Below are 18803 nucleotides of genomic sequence, written 5' to 3' on the forward strand. Positions count from 1 at the left end.
AAAGAGAGCCATGTCTGACGTCCGGGTTCGTTTCTGCCCGTCACCCACCGGCACGCCGCACGTGGGTCTGGTCCGCACCGCCCTGTTCAACTGGGCCTTCGCGCGCCACCACGGCGGCACCTTCGTCTTCCGCATCGAAGACACCGACGCCTCACGCGATTCCGAGGAGTCCTACGCGGCCATCCTCGACGCCCTGCGCTGGCTCGGCCTGACCTGGGACGAGGGGCCCGAGGTCGGCGGCCCCTACGCGCCCTACCGGCAGTCGCAGCGCCGCGAGATCCACCTCGACGTGGTGCAGCGCCTGCTGGCGGCGGGGGAGGCCTACGAGTCCTTCTCCACTCCAGAGGAAGTCGAGGCCCGCCACAAGGCCGCCGGCCGCGACCCCAAGCTGGGCTACGACAACTTCGACCGCGACCTGACCGACGAGCAGATCGCCGCCTACAAGGCCGAGGGCCGCCCCGCGGTGGTGCGCCTGCGCATGCCCGACCGCGATCTCACCTGGAACGACCTGGTGCGCGGCGAGACCACCTTCCGCGCGGGCGTGGTTCCCGACTTCGCGCTCACCCGCGGTAATGGCGATCCGCTTTATACGCTGGTCAACCCGGTCGACGACGCGATGATGAAGATCACCCACGTGCTGCGCGGCGAGGACCTGCTGTCGTCCACCCCGCGTCAGCTCGCGCTCTACGACTCGTTGAAACGAATCGGCGTCGCGGAGTTCACTCCCGAGTTCGGTCATCTGCCCTTCGTGATGGGCCAGGGCAACAAGAAGTTGTCGAAGCGTGATCCGGAGTCGAATCTGTTCCATCACCGCGACCGCGGGTTCATTCCCGAGGGTTTGCTGAATTATCTGGCACTGCTCGGCTGGAGCATCGCCGATGATCATGACGTCTTCTCCATGGCGGAGATGGTGGCGGCGTTCGAAATCTCGAAGGTGAATTCGAATCCGGCCCGATTCGATCAGAAGAAGGCCGACGCACTCAACGCCGAACATATTCGGATGCTCACCCCCGGTGATTTTGCTCACCGGCTGCGGGAGTTCCTCACCGGACACGGACATATCGGCGCCGAGATCGACGAGAAGCTGTTCGAAACCGCGGCCGATCTCGTGCAGACCCGCATCAAGGTGCTCGGGGATGCCTGGGATCTGCTGAAGTTCCTGTTCATCGCGCCCGCCGACTTCGCGATCGACCCGGCCGCGAAGGAAAAGAATCTGGGCGCCGATGCCGCTCCGGTGCTGCAGGCGACGGTGAAAGCCCTCGAAGGCGTCTCGGAATGGGCCACGTCCCCGCTCGAGACCGCGCTGAATACCGCGCTGATCGAGGAGCTCGAGCTCAAGCCGCGCAAGGCGTTCACCCCGGTGCGCGTCGCGGTGACCGGATCCCACATCAGCCCGCCGCTCTACGAGTCGATGGAACTGCTGGGTCGCGAGGTCACCATGGACCGGTTGCGCGCGGCCCTCGCGGAGATCGGCTGACGCCGGTGTCCGGCCGGGCCTGAGGGTACGCCGAATTGATGCACAAACCGGCCTCTGACCAGCCGGTTTGTGTATCTACCGGGGGATGCTGCTAATCTTCTTCTCGGCCGCAGAGCAGCCAGGAACTTCCTCCGGGGAGATCCTGAAAGCCCAGGTCAATGGGGTATGGTGTAATTGGCAACACAGCTGATTCTGGTTCAGCCATTCTAGGTTCGAGTCCTGGTACCCCAGCTGCGAGAGCTCCGGCTCTCGAATTCGAGAAGGCCGGTGGATTGCGAAATCCGCCGGAATCTCATCCTGGTCCCGTCGTCTAGCGGCCTAGGACGCCGCCCTCTCAAGGCGGTAGCGCGGGTTCAAATCCCGTCGGGACTACAAAGTGCAGGCCCCCAGCCAACCGGCTGGGGGCCTGCACTGTTTCCGGGGTTCTTACGGCTCCTGACCGTGGGTGCTGCCGCCCAGCGGCATGGCGGGCAGGCCGAGTTTGCGGTGGTCCCAGCTGCGGGTCCGCTCGGGCACCACGCGCACCGCCACCCGCTTGTGCAGCATCTGCTCCACGAACGGCTTCATCTCTTCGCTGTAGGGCCCGGTATAGCGTTCCCACACGCTGATTCCCACTTTGAACAGCGCCTCGGGGTCGTCGACGACCTCGGCGCGGCCCTCGATGGCAATGCCGCGCAACTGGTCGTAGGTGTCGCCGGCCTCGACCATCACGGTGATGCGCGGATCGCGCCGCAGATTCACCGTCTTCTGGGCCTTGGCCTTGGTCTCGAACCAGATCTCGCCGTCGATGAGCGCGTACCACATGGCCACCAGGTGCGGCCTGCCCTCGGCGCTCAGCGTGGCCATGGTGGCGACCCGGCTGCGCTCGAGGAATCCCGTGATCTCCTCGTCGGACATCACGATCTGCGCGCGTTGATTAACTCCCATGGGCCGACTGTAATTTACGGCGTATGAGCGCGGTCACACCGGCCATTTCCTGCCACGCGCGGGGTGTCACCGGCCGGTTGCCGGGCCTCGGAGACGCCGCAGCCCCCGCCGGATCCGGCGGGGGCTGCGATCGGCGCCCGGTTCGCGGGCTGTCAGGAGTGTCGAGCGGCCGCTGAGGCTGTCGTGACGGCTGTGGCCACCCCGAGGGTCACCCGGGGCCGCAAAGTCCGTCAGAGACGCTTGTGGAGGGCGTCGGCGGCGGCCACCAGGTCCGCGGCCCAGCGTGCGCCCGGGCGGCGGCCCATGCGGTCGATGGGTCCGGAGACCGAGACCGCCGCGATCACGCCGCCCGCCGCGTCGCGCACCGGCGCGGAGACGCTGGCCACCCCGGCCGCGCGCTCGGCCGCGCTCTGCGCCCAGCCGCGGCGGCGGACCTCGGCCAGCGCCCGCTCGCCGAAGACGGCCTCGGGCAGGATGCTTCGCTGCGATTCGGGATCGGCCCAGGCCAGCAGGACTTTCGCGGCCGAGCCCGCGGTGAGCGGTAGTCGGGCCCCGATGGGCACGGTGTCGCGCAGGCCCGCGGCCGGTTCCATGGCGGCCACACAGACGCGGGCATTGCCGTCGCGGCGGTAGAGCTGCACGCTCTCGCCGGTGATCTCGCGCAGGCGCGGCAGGATGGAGGAGGCGGCGTCCAGGAGCGGGTCGCTGGCAGTTGTCGCCAGCTCCGACAGGGCCGGACCGGGCCGCCACAGGCCCTGGCTGTCGCGGGCCAGCATGCGATGCGTCTCCAGGCCCACGGCCAGGCGATGCGCGGTGGCGCGGGGCAGGCCGGTGCGGGCGCACAGCTCGTTGAGGCCGCAGGGTTGCTCGGCTACGGCGTGCAGGACGGCCATGGCTTTGTCCAGAACCCCGATACCGCTATGCTGTCTCATAGAACGATATTAGCGTCTCGCATGTTGGGAAATGCAAATTGACTGCGCGGCAAACCGGCCGCTCCCCGGCGTCGGACGCGAGCCACCGTGTCACCAGCCCGGGCACGGGAATGTCTATCGAGAGGTGATGGAGCTATGGCCGACCGGCCACGCACTCTGGCGGAGAAGGTCTGGGACGAGCATGTCGTCGTGCGCGGCGAAGGCGAGGGTGAGCACCGCCAGCCCGACCTCATCTACATCGACCTGCACCTGGTGCACGAGGTCACCAGCCCGCAGGCGTTCGACGGCCTGCGCGCCGCGGGCCGCCCGGTCCGCCGCCCGGATCTCACCATCGCCACCGAGGACCACAACGTCCCCACCGTCGACATCGACAAGCCGATCGCGGACCCGGTCTCGCGCCTGCAGGTCGAGACGCTGCGCAAGAACTGCGAGGAATTCGGTGTCCGCCTGCACTCCATGGGCGATGTCGAGCAGGGCATCGTGCACGTGGTGGGCCCGCAGCTGGGCCTGACCCAGCCGGGAACCACGGTGGTGTGCGGTGATTCGCACACCTCCACCCACGGCGCGTTCGGCGCGCTGGCGATGGGTATCGGCACCTCGGAAGTGGAACACGTGCTGGCGACGCAGACGCTGTCGCTGCGCCCGTTCAAGACCATGGCCATCAATATCGACGGTGAACTGCCCCACGGCGTCACCGCCAAGGACGTCATCCTGGCGGTCATCGCCAAGATCGGCACCGGCGGCGGTCAGGGCTATGTGCTGGAGTACCGCGGCGCGGCCGTGCGCTCCATGTCCATGGAGGCCCGGATGACCATGTGCAACATGTCGATCGAGGCCGGCGCCCGGGCGGGCATGGTGGCCCCCGACGAGGTCACCTACGAGTACCTGAAGGGCCGTCCGCACGCCCCGCAGGGCGCGGACTGGGATGCCGCCGTGGCGGCCTGGGACGCCCTGAAGAGCGACGAGGGCGCGGTTTTCGACGCCGAGGTGCATCTGGACGGCTCGGCGCTGACCCCGTTCGTCACCTGGGGCACCAACCCGGGACAGGGTGCGCCGCTGGGCGACTCGGTGCCGGATCCGGAGCAGATCCACGACGAGAACGAGCGCGCGGCGGCCGAGAAGGCGCTGGAATACATGGACCTGACCCCGGGTACCCCGCTGCGGGACGTCACCGTGGACACGGTTTTCGTGGGTTCGTGCACCAACGGCCGGATCGAGGATCTGCGCGCGGTGGCCGACATCCTGAAGGGCCGCAAGGTCGCGGGCGGGGTGCGGATGCTGATCGTGCCGGGCTCGATGCGGGTGCGGTTGCAGGCGGAAAAGGAGGGTCTGGGCGAGATTTTCACCGCCGCGGGCGCGGAATGGCGTCAGCCGGGCTGCTCGATGTGCCTGGGCATGAACCCGGATCAGCTTTCCCCCGGTCAGCGCTGTGCCGCCACCTCGAATCGCAACTTCGAAGGGCGACAGGGCAAGGGCGGGCGTACGCACCTGGTCTCGCCGCTGGTCGCGGCGGCCACCGCGGTGCGCGGAACCCTGTCCTCACCTGCGGATCTGAACTGATCGCCCGCCGGTAGCGGCCCAGATTCCGCTGCCCCCACTGACTCAGGAGAAACAACGATGGAAGCCTTCAAGGTCCACAAGGGGATCGGTGTTCCGTTGCGCCGATCCAATGTCGACACCGACCAGATCATCCCGGCCGTCTATCTGAAGCGCGTAACCCGAACGGGTTTCGAGGACGGCCTGTTCGCGGCATGGCGGACGGATCCGAACTTCATTCTGAACACCGAGCCTTACAACCGGGGTAGTGTCCTGGTCGCCGGTCCGGATTTCGGGACCGGATCCTCACGTGAGCACGCGGTTTGGGCCCTCAAGGACTTCGGGTTCCGGGTGGTGATCTCCTCTCGCTTCGCCGACATCTTCCGTGGGAACGCGGGCAAGGACGGGCTTCTGACGGCCCGGATGGCCCAGAGCGATGTGGAATTGCTCTGGAAGTTGCTCGAGGAACAGCCGGGTTTGGAATTGGCGGTGGACCTCGAGGCGCGCACCGTGTCGGCCGGAACCGTCGTGTTGCCGTTCGATATTGACGACTACACGCGGTGGCGCCTGCTGGAAGGCCTGGACGACATCGGTCTCACTCTCCGGCACAGCGACGAGATCAGCCAGTTCGAAAACGCAAGGCCGACTTGGAAACCCGCAACCATTCCGGCCCGTATTTCGCAGACGTAATCATTGATGGGCGTTAGCTGGACGCCCTCAAACCCGGTAGCTGAGCGTGTGCCATGCGTCATGTATTTCCGCGTGGCACATAGACTCTTGCCCCGAAAGGGTTTACCGTGGTACCTAGTCGGTCCGACGACGGGCCAATTAGTCTGCGGAGGATTCAATGAACAAGGCGGAACTGATCGATGTTCTGACCGAGAAGTTGGGTACTGACAGGCGCACCGCTACTGCAGCTGTCGAGCAGATGGTCGACACGATCGTGCGTGCTGTGAACAAAGGTCAGAGCGTCACCATCACGGGATTCGGCGTCTTCGAGCAGCGGAAGCGCGCGGCGCGTGTCGCTCGCAACCCGCGCACCGGCGAAACCGTCAAGGTGAAGCCGACTTCGGTCCCGGCCTTCCGTCCCGGTGCCCAGTTCAAGGCGATCATCGCGGGCAAGCAGAAGATCGCCTCGAGCGGCCCGGCCGTGAAGCGCGGTGTGGCTGCCCCGGTTTCGGGCAAGGCCGGTGCGAAGAAGACCACCGCCAAGAAGACCGCGAAGAAGGCCGCCACCAAGGCTCCGGCCAAGACCACCGCCAAGAAGGCGGCGTCGAAGGCTCCCGCCAAGAAGGCCGCCGTCAAGAAGGCAGTCGCCAAGAAGGCCGCCGTGAAGAAGACGGTCGCCAAGAAGGCCCCGGCCAAGGCCGCTGCGGTCAAGAAGGCCGCGGTCGCCAAGAAGGTCACCGCCTCGAAGGCCACCACGGCCAAGAAGGCGGCCAAGAAGGCTCCCGCCAAGAAGACCGCCGCCAAGCGCGCCGCGCGCCGCTAATCCGGCGACAACCCGTCGCTGACGGGGGTTTTCGAGCAGGACGACACGTGAGACGGCCCGGCATCGCCGGGCCGTTTCGCATGTCCGGGGCAGGTTTTCGGGCGTTGGGGGAGCGATGGGGGCCGGTAGGGGGCCGGAATCGGCCGTCCGCCGGGTGGATTCGGCCGGACAGCGGCCGGTACGGCGGCGTTCCAAGGGTTCTGGGTGGCCGCCGGATGACAGATGACCCGGTCAGCCCTGGGGTAGGTCGGCGGGGACGAGAATGCGGTCGAGATGGTCGGCGGCGACCAGGCGACCGCCGTGGAAGGACAGCACCCACACACTGCCCTTGCGATTGCGGGCCGGTGGCAGGCTCACCCCGTCCTCGGCGGCCCACCACTCCAGCAGATCCGGAATCACCTTGCCCTGACTCGAGATCACCCGGACCGAGTCGGCGGAGACCAGGTCGCGGGCGCGTTTGCGGGCGGCATCGGGTGCTGTCGCGTAACCGGATTCGGAGAACAACGGCTCCAATTCGATATCGACGCCCAGTTTCTCGGCCAGCGGGGTCACGGTTTGGACACAGCGCGATGGTGGGGCCGAGATGATTTCGGCCGCGCCGAAGGCGAGCAGGTTGGGCACCAGGGCGCGAGCCTGTGCGCGACCGGCCTTTTCGAGCGGCCGCAGGTCGTCGTCCCCGGCGTAGCGGTCGCTGCGCCCGGCTTTGGCGTGCCGGACCAGCAGCAGGGTGGCGGTGTCGGCGGGCTGGCGCAGGAAGTTGCGGATGATGGTGCGATCCATGGGATAGGAGACGGCGTCCATCACCCGGTCGAGGCGGTACCAGTGCAGGACGTCGACTTCCGAGTTGGACTCGAAGGCCCCGTCGACGACCTCGGCGGCCCAGTAGTCCACCCGCTTCAGCTTCCGATGGCCCGGGATCGGATACGTCACGTGGCCGAGATAGCGCCCCAGGCGCGAATTCAGCCCGGTCTCCTCGGTGACCTCGCGCACGGCCGTGATCACCGGCGTCTCACCGGGATCCAGCTTGCCTTTGGGCAGCGACCAGTCGTCGTACTTGGGGCGGTGCACGAGGGCGATCTCGACGGCGTCGGTGCCCGGGGCGTGCCGCCACAACACCGCCCCCGCCGCGAGGATGTTGGCCTTGACCGGTGGATCGGTGAATTCGGCGGCGGGGTCCTTGGTGGTTCTGCTCACTGGCGGTCCGGACGACGCAGCCGCATGAGGTACTCCTGGTGGTCGCGAATCTGGTCGGAGGGCACCTCGGGGCCGGGCTGGGCCTGCCAGCTGCCGTCGGGGCGCAGCACCCAGCAGCGGGTTGCCGGATGCGTGGCGGAGTCGAACACCTGTCCGAGCCGGTCGGCCAGACGCGGATCCTTCACCTGCGCCAGCACTTCCACGCGCCGGTCGAGGTTGCGGTGCATCATGTCGGCCGAGCCGATCCAGTACTCGTTCTGCGCCTGGAAGTGCAGCACCCGTGAATGTTCCAGGTACCGCCCGAGAATCGAGCGCACCTGGATGTTGTCGCTCATGCCGAGCACGCCGGGGCGCAGGCCGCAGATGCCGCGCACCACGATCTCGACCGGCACCCCGGCCTGGGAGGCCCGGTAGAGCGCGTCGATGACCTGTTCGTCGACGATGGCGTTGGCCTTCACGCGGATTCGCGCGTCGGCGCCCTCGCGCGCCAGTTCGATCTCGCGTTCGATCCGCTCGATGATCCCGGCGCGGACGCCGACCGGGGCCACCAGCAGGTTGCGGTAGTTGGCCTTTCGCGAATAGCCGGTCAGCGAGTTGAACAGGTCGGTGAGGTCCGCGCCGATCTCCGGTGCGGCGGTGAGCAATCCGACGTCCTCGTACAGGCGCGCGGTCTTGGGGTTGTAATTCCCGGTGCCGATGTGACAGTAGCGACGGATGGTGGCTCCCTCGCGCCGCACCACCAGGCAGGTCTTGCAGTGGGTCTTGAGCCCGACCAGGCCGTAGACCACGTGCACGCCCGCCTGCTCCAGCGCCCGCGCCCATTTGATGTTGGCCTGCTCGTCGAAGCGGGCCTTGATCTCGACCAGCGCCACCACCTGCTTGCCCGCCTCGGCGGCGTCGATGAGGGCGTTGACGATGGGGGAGTCGCCGGAGGTGCGGTACAAGGTCTGCTTGATGGCCAGCACCTGCGGGTCGGCGGCGGCCTGTTCGATGAACCGCTGCACGCTGGTGGAGAAGGAGTCGTAGGGGTGGTGCACCAGCACGTCGCCCTCACGCAGGGCCGCGAAAACGTTTCGGGGCGTTTCGCGTTCGCCGAAGGCGGGCGGGGTGGCGGGGACGTAGGGGGCGTCCTTGAGGTTGGGCCGGTCCACGCCGTAGACCTGCCACAGGCAGGACAGGTCGAGCAGGCCGGGCACCTCGATGACGTCGGCGGGGTCGACGTCGAGTTCGCGGAGCAGCAGATCGAGCATGTGCTCGGTCATGTCGTCGGAGACTTCCAGGCGCACCGGAGAGCCGAAGCGGCGGCGGGCGAGTTCGCGTTCGAGGGCCTGCAGCAGGTCCTCGTCGCGGTCCTCCTCGACCTCCAGGTCGGCATTGCGGGTGATGCGGAACGAATGCTGTTCCACCACTTCCATTCCCGGGAACAGCTGATCCAGGTGCGCGGCGATCAGCTCCTCCATGGGGAGGAAGGCGGCCAGGGACGGGCCTTGTGCCGCACCGGATTCACGGCTGCCGGCCCGGCGGACCCGCACGAAGCGGTCCACATTGTCGGGCACCTTGACGCGGGCGAAGTGCTCGCCGCCGGTCACCGAATCCTTCACCGTCACGGCGAGATTCAGACTCAGGCCGCTGATGTAGGGGAAGGGGTGGGCCGGGTCGACCGCCAGCGGGGTCAGCACCGGGAACACCTGATCCTGGAAGTATCCGGAAAGGCGTTCCTTTTCGCTGTCCTCCAGGTCGGTCCAGCGGATGATGTCGATGCCCTCGGCGGTGAGCGCGGGCAGCACCTGGTCCAGGAAGACGCGGGCGTGCCGCGCGGCGATCTCCTGGGTGCGGACGGCGATCATCTCGAGCTGCTCGGTGGGGGACAGGCCGTCGGCGGACCGTACCGACAGCCCGGTCTCGGCGCGGCGCTTGAGGCCCGCGACGCGCACCATGTAGAACTCGTCCAGATTCGACGCGAAAATGGCGAGGAATTTGGCGCGTTCGAGCAGCGGCTGCGACTGGTCCTCGGCCAGCGCGAGTACGCGGGCGTTGAAGTCGAGCCAGCTGAGTTCCCGATTGACGTACCGGTCCGCGGGCAGCGGCGGTATCGCGGTGGGCGGTGGGGTTGCCGCGGGCGGCGCCGCCGGTAGTAGCGGCGATTGCTTGACGGTTTCCGTATCGCTCACTCTCACGATCATTCCTTATGTCGTGGGTGTGGTGCTGTTCTGACACCGTCCAGTGCAGCGCAGATCACGCCGCGTCAGGACAGTGATGATTCGGCCCGGCACCTGTTCCCGGTTTCGTGACACGCTTGCGACACGGTGATTTCTCGGAGTAGCGCGCTGGTCGCCGGCCCGACGCCGAGCGCGGCGGCGCGCTCGAGATCCGCGGCGGTATCGACGTCCTGACGCAGTCCAGGCCAATCGCCCAGCAACTCCACCGCGCCCCCGGCGATATGGCGGCGGGCGGAGTCCGGACCGAAGAGCGGGTTCAACGCGGCGGTCAGGGGATCGTCCCCGCCGCGCACCAGCAGGGCGACGGTGCCACTGCCCTCGTGGTCGGTCACCACCGACCGGCGATGCCCGGCCCTCATGAGCAGCTCGCCCAGTTCGGCGGGACGCAGCGCGGGCAGATCCGCTTGCAGGGCAAGCAGATCGACCGGACCGTGCGCCCGCCGCACCGCGTCCGCGCCCGCGGCCAGGGCCGCGTTCAGACCGGTGGTGTGCGCGGGGACCACCTCGGGTTCGGGATGCACACGCGCGCCGAGTTCACGAACCAGATCCGACACGGCCGGATCCGGCGTCACGACAGTGACCGACGCGATGCCACGCGCCGTGGCGGCCGCCGTCACGGTGTCTGCCAGCATGGCCAGCACCAGCCGGGGCCGGTACTCGGGCGCCAGCCCATCGGCCAGCCGACTCTTGGCGAGCCCCAGGCTCTTGACCGCGATGACCGCGTGCACTGTGTCCAATTTGCCCTCCGCTTCGCTCCGGGCTGTTCGCGGCCCCCGAGGTCTCGGTTCTTCCCTCCTCCGCTCCTCCGCTTCGCTCCCCCGCTCCAAGCGCGGGGAGGCGGAGCGCAGTCCAGAACCGAGACGGGCCGCGAACCTGAGGGTCGAACCATGGCGGGGCGCGCGCATGTCCGAATCTTCCCACTCGTAGGTGACGGGCGCGTGAGCGGCGTCGAATTTCCGGGAGACGCCACTGCGGGGTGGCTCACAGCGTGCGCGCATATATTTGTCTGATGGCAAGGGCAGCGGTGTTGGGAGCGGGGTCATGGGGGACCGCGTTCGCGAAGGTGTTGGCGGAGGCGGGAACCGAGACCACCATGTGGGCTCGGCGGCCGGAGGTGGCCAAGGTGCTGGCCACCGAGCATCGAAATCCCTGGTATCTGCCGGATGTGGTGTTGCCGCCGCTGGCCGCGTCCGATGATCCGGCCGTCGTGCTGGACGGGGCCGACATCGTGGTGCTGGCGGTGCCGTCGCAGTCGCTGCGCGCCAATCTCGCGGCCTGGAAGGACCTGATTCCGGCCGAGGCCACGCTGCTGAGTCTGGCCAAGGGCATCGAGACCGGGACGCTGCTGCGGATGAGCGAGGTGATCGCGGAGGTCTCCGGCGCGGATCCGGGCCGCATCGCGGTGCTGTCGGGCCCGAACCTCTCGCACGAGATCGCGGCCGGGCAGCCCGCCGCGACCGTGATCGCCTGCCCGGACGTGGCGCGCGCGGAGGCGGTGCAGCACGCCTGTGCCACCGGCTATTTCCGGCCGTACACCAATTCCGACGTGATCGGCTGCGAGATCGGCGGGGCGTGCAAGAACGTCATCGCGCTCGCCTGCGGGATCGCCTCGGGCATGGGGTTGGGTGACAACTCGATCGCCACCCTCATCACGCGCGGGCTGGCCGAGATCATCCGGCTGGGGGTGGCGGTCGGCGCCGAGCCGGTGACCTTCGCCGGACTGGCCGGCGTCGGTGATCTGGTGGCCACCTGCACCTCGTCGCTGTCGCGTAATCGGTCCTTCGGGCACGCGCTGGGCGCGGGCGGCACCATGGAGACCGCTCTGGAAGCGACTCATGGCCAGGTCGTGGAGGGTGTGAAGTCCTGCACATCGGTGCGAGCGCTGGCCGCCGCGCACGGGGTGGAGATGCCGCTGACCAACGCGGTGCATCAGGTGTGCCACGAGGGCCTCTCGGCGGCCGAAGCGGTGGGGCAGCTGCAGGGACGCCGTCTCAAATCGGAATGACCTGCGCCCGGGTCGGGACGACCGCGTAACACTGCCGCCACAATCGACCGGGTACGGTTCGGGGCATGACCAACAGGACCAGGGTGGCGGTGGTGTTCGGCGGCCGCAGCAACGAGCACGGGGTGTCGTGTGTGTCCGCGCGCACCGTGTTGGCGAGCCTCGATCCCGAACGCTACGAGGCGGTTCCGATCGGCATCACGCGGGACGGTACCTGGGTGCTCGGCGACGCCGACCCGCGGACGCTGTCCGCGCAGGATCGGGCGCTGCCCATGGTCGACGACAAGGGCACCGCGCTGGCGCTGACGGCGGATCCCTCGCGTGCCGGCGCGCTGGTGCCGCTGGATGGTGCGGAGACCGTGCTCGGCGCCGTCGACATCGTGTTCCCGGTGCTGCACGGCGCGTTCGGTGAGGACGGCACCCTGCAGGGTCTGCTGGAACTGGCCGAACTGCCCTATGTCGGTCCGGGCGTGCTGGCCAGCGCGGCCGGCATGGACAAGGAATTCACCAAGAAACTGCTTGCGGCCGAGGGTCTTCCGATCGGCGTGCAGATCGTGCTGCGCCCCGGCGTCGCGACCGTCTCCGCCGCCGATCGCGATCGCCTGGGCCTGCCGGTGTTCGTGAAGCCCGCGCGCGGCGGCTCCTCCATCGGCATCACCAAGGTGGACAGCTGGGACCTGCTCGACGCCGCCATCGAGGAGGCGCGCCGCCACGACCCGAAGGTGATCGTGGAGGCCGGGATCGTCGGCCGTGAGGTCGAGTGCGGCGTGCTGGAATTCCCGGACGGCCGGGTGGAAGCCAGCGTGGTGGCCGAGATCCGGATGCCGGAGGACGACGCGCAGGCCCCCGACTTCTACGACTTCGACACCAAGTACCTCGACGACGTCTGCGAGTTCGACGTCCCCGCGAAGCTGGACGACGCTGTGTCCCAGGAGATCCGGGAGCTCGCGGTGCGCGCCTTCCGCGCCCTGGACTGCCAGGGCCTGGCCCGCGTCGACTTCTTCGTGACCGCCGACGGGCCGGTCATCAACGAGATCAACACCATGCCCGGCTTCACCTCGATCTCCATGTACCCGCGCATGTGGGAGGCCGCGGGGATCGACAACCGGACCCTGGTGAGCACCCTCATCGAGACCGCCCGCGCCCGCGGCACCGGCCTGCGCTGACCCTCGTCGCGAACGGCTCGGTTCATCATTTCGGATGATGGACCGGGCCGTTCGCGTGCGACCGCAGGGCGACGCCGGCCGCCCGGCCCGCGCGTAGCCTCGACGGTGTGCTCGTCGCCCTCACGATTCCCGGTCTGGCCCTGCTGATCATCGCGGTGGCCTTCGCCGACGTCGCGTATCGCAAGCTGACCGGGCGCACCGCACTGCCGTGGATGCGGAACGAGGACGGCCGGGGCGCGGCGGCCATCGGCCTGGAACAGTTCGACGCGGCCTTCAGCTCCGGTAAGCGGCTGGAGATGGAACAGCGGCAGTCGGTGCTCATGCACCGGGAGAATCCGGGCGACGGCGACGAGGGCCCGGAGGTCGACCTCACCGCGGGGAAGGCCACGCTCCGCAAGCTCTGAGCGACCGGCCTTCTCCCTATATATCTGTCAGTTGGGGATGGGGTTCGGATCCATCGGCTTCTCGGGCATGGCCTTCTTGATGGCCTCCGAAACCTCCTGCAGCGGAGTCGCTCCGGCATTGTCGGGCATGGTCAGCGCGACATAGGTGCCGCGGTCCACGGCCCACCAGGTGCCGGAGGTGACGCCGCTGGTCTGGTCGCGCAGCTCGAACCAGTTGACCCCGTTCACCACCTGCAACGGCGAGGACTTGGTGAATTCCAGCGGCCGGTCCAGACCGCAGCGCACCACGATGGCGTCACCGCCGTCGGGCAGCTGCCAGGCGTGGGTGGCGGGCGGCGCGGGCTGCACCAGTTCGGCGGTGGTGTAGTCGCCGACCTTGTCGGGCAGGGCGGGGAGCAGCGCGGTGCATTCGGGTCCGGCGGCCGCGGGCGCGGGCACCGCACCGAGGGCCAGCGGGTCGCGGCTGTGGTGCCGGTTGGCCAGCACGCCCATGACGATCAGTCCGACGACCAGGGCGACCGGCAGGGCGACGGCGGTGGCGATGAGCGCGGGCGAGCGACGCATCTCGTACTCGGCGTCGCCGTCCCCGGCGTCCCCGGCGTCCCCGCCGTCCCCGGCGTTCGCGGACTCCGGCGTCGAGTCGGCGTCGGCCTCGGTGGCGGGCGTCTCGGCCGCCGTGCCGTCGAGGGCGTCGGGCGCCGCCGCGTCGCTGTGGTCCGGTTCGGTGCCGCGGGTGTCGTTGCTCATCCGGTCGTCGATCCCCGATCGTGCCGTGCCGGGTGTGCGCATCCTCGCGGTGTGCTGCCCGGCTGCTGGTCGTCGATTGCGGGTTCGAGGGTACCGTCGAGCGGTCGGCCGCCCGCATCACACTCGCCCCGAAGGAGACCGCCATCACCACCGCCAGCGATCCGCAGTCCGTTCCGGCCGCCCGTACCGTGGGCGAGCTCGGCGAGTTCGGGCTCATCGCGCTGGTGAACGCGGGGCGCACGCAGACGCCGGGCGTGCTGCTGGGCCCGGGTGACGACGCGGCCGTGATCGCCGCGCCCGAGGGCCGGTTCGTGGTAACCACCGACATGCTGGTGCAGGACCGGCATTTCCGGACCGACTGGTCGAGCCCGCGGGAGATCGGCCGCAAGGCCATCGCCCAGAACGCCGCCGACGTGGTGGCCATGGGCGCGGTGCCGAGCGCGTTCGTGGTGGGGCTGGGCTGTCCCGCGGAGACGCCGGTCGAATTCGTGCGCGCGCTCGCCGACGGGATGTGGGCCGAGGCCGGGCGGGCGGGCGCGTCCATCGCGGGCGGCGACATGGTGCGCAGCCCGCTGATCATCATCAGCGTCACGGCCTTCGGGGATCCGCGTCGCGCGCCGATCAAGTTGTCGGGTGCGCGGCCGGGCGATGTGGTGGCGGTGGCCGGGCCGCTGGGTCATTCGGGTGCGGGGTTCGCGGTGCTGTCCGCGGGCACGGCCGGGAAACCCGAGTTCGCGGACGTGGAGACGGAGTTCGCGGACGTGGTTGCCGCGCACCGGGTTCCGCGGCCCCCGTACGACGCGGTGCTGGAGCTGCCCGATACCGCGGAGATCACCGCGCTCACCGATGTGTCGGACGGCTTGCTGGCCGACCTCGGGCATATCGCCGAATCCTCGCGGGTGGCCATCGATCTGGAGTCCGCCGCCCTGGCGGATCCGGAGCTGGAGGCGGTCGGCAAGGCGCTGGGCGTCAGCCCCTTGGACTGGATTCTGGCCGGCGGCGAGGACCACGCCTTCGCCGCGACCTTCGCCGATTCGGGCGATGTGCCGGAGGGCTGGCGGCGCGTCGGCCGGGTTGTCGCGGGCGAGGGCGTGACGGTGGATGGAACCTCCCGAACCGGACCTGCCGGTTGGGATTCCTTCGCATAGCAGGGCTCGGTACCGCGATGAAACTCGACACGATAAGTTTTCCCGACATGGGCACGAAACCACTGTCGGAAGTCATCGATACGGGCTGGGCCGAGGCCCTCGAACCGGTGGCCGACCGTATTGCCGCGATGGGTGAATTCCTGCGAGTCGAAAACGCCGAGGGGCGTGGCTATCTCCCGAAGGGGGAGAATGTGCTGCGGGCCTTCCAGCGGCCGTTCGACAAGGTGCGGGTACTCATCGTGGGTCAGGATCCGTATCCGACGCCGGGGCATCCGGTGGGCCTGAGTTTCTCGGTGGCCCCGGACGTTTCGCCGATTCCGCGCAGCCTGACCAATATCTACTCCGAGCTGACCAAGGACCTCGGCCTGCCGATGCCGTCCAACGGTGACCTGTCGCCGTGGTGCGATCAGGGCGTGCTGATGCTCAACCGCGTGCTGACCGTGCAGCCGGGCCAGCCGGCCTCGCATCGCGGCAAGGGCTGGGAAGCGGTGACCGAACAGGCAATTCGCGCGCTGGTTGCCCGTGACCAGCCGCTGGTGGCGATCCTGTGGGGCCGCGACGCGTCCACGCTGAAGCCGATGCTGGGCGATACTCCGTACATCGAATCCGCGCATCCGTCACCGCTGTCGGCTTCGCGAGGATTCTTCGGATCTCGGCCTTTCTCCCGAACCAACGAATTGCTGGGTACCCTAGGGGCCGCGCCGGTCGACTGGCGTCTGCCGTAGCGCTGATCCGTTACCTGATTCAGGAGCATGTGTATGCAGAAGAAGACTGCCCGTGGTGTTTTCGTCGCTCTGGCCGCCGGTGCCGCGCTGGCCTCGGCCCCGGCCATCGCCAATGCCGAGCCGTTGACCCTGGACCCCTACGTCCCCGAGTCCACCACCTCGGTCACGCCCGTCGGCAGCCTGCTCGACACCAACAGCGTGAGCGGACTCTCGTCCAACGTCACCTCGCGGACGGCGTGCCTGCTGCAGTCGATCAGCCAGCAGGTGGATTGCCTCAACGGCGCGGCGTGAACCGCGGCGCCGGGCCTCACCCCGTCAGGGCCCGGCGCACCATCCGCACTTGCATTGCGGGAGAGAAGGCTTCGACTCGGCGTTCACCGTCGGGTTCGAAGCCGTATTTCGTATAGAAGGCCCGCGCGCGGGGGTTCTCCTCGAACACCCACAGCGCGATGTCGCCGGTCTCCGGCAGCACCTCGTCCATCAGCGCCTGGGCCACGCCCGTGCCGTGATAGGTCGCGCGCACGTAGAGGGCGCTGAGCTCGTGTTCGGCGGCGGGTGATTCCTCACGGTTCTCGCCGCTGCCCGCGAAGCCGATGACGGTGCCGTCGTCGAGCACCGCGACCCGGATCCGCCCCGGGTACTCGAACAGGATCCGGCTCCACGCGGCCGCCCGCCGCTCCACGTCGAAGGCGTCGAGCACATGCTGGGGCACCAGGCCCCGATACGCCTCCCGCCAGCAGGCGATGTGGCATTCGGACATGCTGCGGACGTACTTCGGTTCGAGTGGAACGACCTGCCACTCACCCATGGTTGCCACCCTGTCTCGTCCCTGGAACGACAAAAGCCCCGGTTCACCCATTCTGGGTGCCGGGGCTTCCGACGAAAAGCGCTTATCAGCCGCGAACGACCTTGCCCGCCTTCAGGCAGGAGGTGCAGACGTTCATGCGGCGGGTGTTGCCGGGGGCAACCTGGGCGCGAACGGTCTGGATGTTCGGGTTCCAGCGACGGTTGGTGCGCCGGTGCGAGTGCGAAACCGACTTACCGAAGCCGGGGCCCTTGGCGCAGACGTCACAGACGGCAGCCATAGTCGCGAGCTCCTTCATGTCATAGAGGGACCCGCTGCACGATGTACAGCGTGTCCGAAAGCCTAATGTCTTGGACCGTACCTACCGGCTGAGAGCCGGTGAACGCATGCCGATGCCTGAGCGAGCAGGACCGTGCCTGCGTGAGGCAACCGCCCAAGAGTAGCCAACCCGTCCCGGGCGTGTCCAATCAGCCGTTCACGGAATGTGCAGTTCCGGTCCGTGACCTGCCCGATTGCTCGAGCAGGGTTGACCCGCAACCACAGTCTCGGGTCTTCCCGTGGCAATACCACTGCCCGGCGAACCGGGTCTGACATGGTTTCCATCGGGCAAGTTTTCCGTCCCGCCGCAACTCTGCGAGGACGCCAACACCGCTAAATTCCGGGCGGCGTTGAGATCGCGGTCCAGTATCAGCCCGCATTGATCACAGATGAACACCCGCTCCGACAGGTCCAGTTTGGCTTTCACCGCACCACACGAGGGGGACGAACACTTTTTCGAACTCGGGAAGAACCGATCCGCCACCAACAGGCGACCACCATGGCGGAGGGTCTTGTAGCTGAGTTGGCGACGAAACTCACCGAACCCGGCATCAGCGATATGTGTGGCCAGGCACCGATTCTTCAGCATCCCCGCCACATTCAAATCCTCCACAACGATGTTGCCGAACCGGGCCGCGAGCGCGGTGGTGAGTTTGTGCAGGCCGTCACGGCGCATCGCAGCGACCCGCGTCTCGAGCCCGGCCACCTTCGCATTCGCCTTGCACCACCGTCGTGACGGTGGCACCCCACGGCGGTGGTCGGGCCCTCGGCGGCGGGCACGAGCACGAGCCAGACGCCGCCGAGCCCGCTGCACCCGCTGATAGTGGCGTGGATTGAGCACCCGCCCTTCAGTATCGGTCACCCCCGGCACCGGTTGGGAGACAACCGCGAGGGCTTTCACCCCGACATCCGTCCCTACCCGCGCATCGGGCCGGACCGGCGGCCGGTCACGGCGCTGCACGTGGACGGTGAACGACACCCACCAGCGGCCACCCCGCCGAGAGATGATCATCGACCCGATCCGGGCGGTCCCGTTCACCAACCGCCGCGCGAGTTTGCGGGTCGATTCCCCGGTCCGCACCAACCCGATGCGCGGAATCTTCACCCGGCGACACCCCTCGGCGAGGCCGTAGGACCCGGTGGTCACAGTGAACGCGGCCCGCGATTGCTTTCTCTTCCAGCGCGGCAGTCCCATCCGTGGCCCGGCGCGGACACCACGCTTGGAGGCGGTGTAGTTCGCGAACGCGGTGGCAAGTTGGGCGAGTCCGCTCGCGTAAGCCTCCTTGCTGTTCTCTATCCACCAGGGTGCGACCCGGTCCTTGTCGGCGTTCCACGCCTTGCGCAAGCTGTAGGCGGACGTGCTGACCCGGGGGGTGAGATGTTCGGCTGCGATCCCGTAGCTGGTTTCTGCGGCACGTTGGTCCCAGTTGGCGAGGACGTGCCGCAGGCCCCAGTTGTAGGCGAAACGGGCTGCCCCGCAATGGGACCGCAACAACTGTTCCTGATCGCTGGTCGGTTCCAACGCGAACCGGTAGGCCTGCACCGTCGGCTCCGACACCACCTCTGGTGACGCGGTCTCGGGCCCGGTTTCGCTCACGTGTTCGAGGCTAGGTAATTCCTCGGCGACACGGCAAACCCCAACCAGTCGACACGCCACATCGATTCGCCCGGTGACGGCACGAAATTTCGCAGAACACACAAATTAGCCCAA

At 68.2% G+C, this 18803-nt stretch carries 19 protein-coding genes and 2 tRNA genes; 12 read left to right on the plus strand and 9 right to left on the minus strand.

The annotated features are described in order from the left end of the window. The first annotated feature begins 10 nt into the window (after positions 1–10). From gltX to ACFRAQ_RS20265, 3 genes are all read left to right on the plus strand, one after another. Positions 11–1477: a glutamate--tRNA ligase gene (gltX, locus tag ACFRAQ_RS20255; RefSeq protein WP_379101698.1), complete on the plus strand. Its 1467-nt coding sequence runs from the start codon at positions 11–13 to the stop codon at positions 1475–1477. Between the two features lie 159 nt (positions 1478–1636). Beyond that, positions 1637–1708 (plus strand) — tRNA-Gln (locus ACFRAQ_RS20260). A gap of 68 nt (positions 1709–1776) precedes the next feature. Beyond that, a tRNA-Glu gene (locus ACFRAQ_RS20265) sits at positions 1777–1849 on the plus strand. 54 nt (positions 1850–1903) lie between these two features. Here ACFRAQ_RS20265 and ACFRAQ_RS20270 read toward each other — a convergent pair. Beyond that, complete coding sequence (locus tag ACFRAQ_RS20270; protein WP_379101700.1) at positions 1904–2404, minus strand: pyridoxamine 5'-phosphate oxidase family protein; 501 nt, start codon at positions 2402–2404, stop codon at positions 1904–1906. A 230-nt stretch (positions 2405–2634) separates the two neighbouring features. Next, on the minus strand, positions 2635–3336 hold the full coding sequence (locus tag ACFRAQ_RS20275) for an IclR family transcriptional regulator (RefSeq protein ID WP_357097580.1): 702 nt from the start codon (positions 3334–3336) through the stop codon (positions 2635–2637). Between the two features lie 135 nt (positions 3337–3471). On the opposite strand from ACFRAQ_RS20275, the gene leuC reads away from it, so the two are divergent. From leuC to ACFRAQ_RS20290, 3 genes are all read left to right on the plus strand, one after another. After that, on the plus strand, positions 3472–4896 hold the full coding sequence (gene leuC, locus ACFRAQ_RS20280) for a 3-isopropylmalate dehydratase large subunit (protein WP_379101701.1): 1425 nt from the start codon (positions 3472–3474) through the stop codon (positions 4894–4896). 57 nt (positions 4897–4953) lie between these two features. After that, on the plus strand, positions 4954–5562 hold the full coding sequence (gene leuD / locus ACFRAQ_RS20285) for a 3-isopropylmalate dehydratase small subunit (protein WP_379101703.1): 609 nt from the start codon (positions 4954–4956) through the stop codon (positions 5560–5562). Positions 5563–5719: 157 nt separating this feature from the next. Then, a complete protein-coding gene (locus ACFRAQ_RS20290) occupies positions 5720–6364 on the plus strand; it encodes an HU family DNA-binding protein (protein ID WP_379101705.1) in 645 nt (214 codons plus the stop codon). 231 nt (positions 6365–6595) lie between these two features. On the opposite strand, the gene ACFRAQ_RS20295 is transcribed toward ACFRAQ_RS20290, so the two are convergent. The 3 genes from ACFRAQ_RS20295 to cofC form a co-directional block, all read right to left on the minus strand. Beyond that, the gene (locus tag ACFRAQ_RS20295) at positions 6596–7558 is read right to left on the minus strand and encodes an NUDIX domain-containing protein (RefSeq protein ID WP_379101707.1); all 963 of its coding nucleotides are present in this window, start codon (positions 7556–7558) and stop codon (positions 6596–6598) included. After that, complete coding sequence (locus tag ACFRAQ_RS20300) at positions 7555–9741, minus strand: RNA degradosome polyphosphate kinase (protein WP_379101709.1); 2187 nt, start codon at positions 9739–9741, stop codon at positions 7555–7557. Before ACFRAQ_RS20300 ends, ACFRAQ_RS20295 begins: the two co-directional genes overlap by 4 nt. A 62-nt stretch (positions 9742–9803) precedes the next feature. Continuing rightward, the gene (gene cofC / locus ACFRAQ_RS20305) at positions 9804–10514 is read right to left on the minus strand and encodes a 2-phospho-L-lactate guanylyltransferase (protein ID WP_379101711.1); all 711 of its coding nucleotides are present in this window, start codon (positions 10512–10514) and stop codon (positions 9804–9806) included. A gap of 272 nt (positions 10515–10786) precedes the next feature. Between cofC and ACFRAQ_RS20310 the strand changes: the two genes are divergently transcribed. The 3 genes from ACFRAQ_RS20310 (at position 10787) to ACFRAQ_RS20320 (ending at position 13349) form a co-directional block, all read left to right on the plus strand. Then, positions 10787–11782: an NAD(P)H-dependent glycerol-3-phosphate dehydrogenase gene (locus tag ACFRAQ_RS20310; RefSeq protein WP_379101713.1), complete on the plus strand. Its 996-nt coding sequence runs from the start codon at positions 10787–10789 to the stop codon at positions 11780–11782. Between the two features lie 65 nt (positions 11783–11847). Next, positions 11848–12945 carry a D-alanine--D-alanine ligase family protein gene (locus ACFRAQ_RS20315; protein ID WP_379101715.1) on the plus strand — a complete coding sequence of 366 codons (1098 nt, stop codon included), beginning with the start codon at positions 11848–11850 and terminating at the stop codon, positions 12943–12945. A 107-nt stretch (positions 12946–13052) separates the two neighbouring features. After that, positions 13053–13349, plus strand: a complete 297-nt coding sequence (locus ACFRAQ_RS20320) for a DUF6191 domain-containing protein (protein ID WP_379101717.1) — start codon at positions 13053–13055, stop codon at positions 13347–13349. A gap of 27 nt (positions 13350–13376) precedes the next feature. Here ACFRAQ_RS20320 and ACFRAQ_RS20325 read toward each other — a convergent pair whose 3' ends face one another. After that, on the minus strand, positions 13377–14096 hold the full coding sequence (locus tag ACFRAQ_RS20325; RefSeq protein ID WP_379101720.1) for a DUF3515 domain-containing protein: 720 nt from the start codon (positions 14094–14096) through the stop codon (positions 13377–13379). 188 nt (positions 14097–14284) lie between these two features. Between ACFRAQ_RS20325 and ACFRAQ_RS20330 the strand changes: the two genes are divergently transcribed. The 3 genes from ACFRAQ_RS20330 to ACFRAQ_RS20340 are packed head-to-tail and all read left to right on the plus strand — an operon-like array spanning position 14285 to position 16260. After that, on the plus strand, positions 14285–15244 hold the full coding sequence (locus ACFRAQ_RS20330; RefSeq protein WP_379102189.1) for a thiamine-phosphate kinase: 960 nt from the start codon (positions 14285–14287) through the stop codon (positions 15242–15244). Between the two features lie 47 nt (positions 15245–15291). Then, the gene (locus ACFRAQ_RS20335; protein WP_379102191.1) at positions 15292–15969 is read left to right on the plus strand and encodes a uracil-DNA glycosylase; all 678 of its coding nucleotides are present in this window, start codon (positions 15292–15294) and stop codon (positions 15967–15969) included. A gap of 33 nt (positions 15970–16002) precedes the next feature. Further along, complete coding sequence (locus ACFRAQ_RS20340) at positions 16003–16260, plus strand: hypothetical protein (protein ID WP_379101722.1); 258 nt, start codon at positions 16003–16005, stop codon at positions 16258–16260. Positions 16261–16276: 16 nt separating this feature from the next. On the opposite strand, the gene ACFRAQ_RS20345 is transcribed toward ACFRAQ_RS20340, so the two are convergent. The 3 genes from ACFRAQ_RS20345 to tnpB all read right to left on the minus strand — a co-directional run bounded on the left by ACFRAQ_RS20345 (position 16277) and on the right by tnpB (position 18689). Next, positions 16277–16777, minus strand: coding sequence for a GNAT family N-acetyltransferase (locus ACFRAQ_RS20345; protein ID WP_379101724.1), 501 nt, complete (start codon positions 16775–16777; stop codon positions 16277–16279). A gap of 85 nt (positions 16778–16862) precedes the next feature. After that, entirely contained in the window at positions 16863–17054 is a 192-nt protein-coding gene (rpmB, locus tag ACFRAQ_RS20350) for a 50S ribosomal protein L28 (protein ID WP_011210730.1), read from the minus strand. Between the two features lie 195 nt (positions 17055–17249). Further along, on the minus strand, positions 17250–18689 hold the full coding sequence (gene tnpB, locus ACFRAQ_RS20355; RefSeq protein ID WP_379101727.1) for an IS607 family element RNA-guided endonuclease TnpB: 1440 nt from the start codon (positions 18687–18689) through the stop codon (positions 17250–17252). Between the last annotated feature and the right edge of the window lie 114 nt (positions 18690–18803).

Source organism: Nocardia sp. NPDC056611 (assembly GCF_042792755.1).
Classification (GTDB): domain Bacteria; phylum Actinomycetota; class Actinomycetes; order Mycobacteriales; family Mycobacteriaceae; genus Nocardia.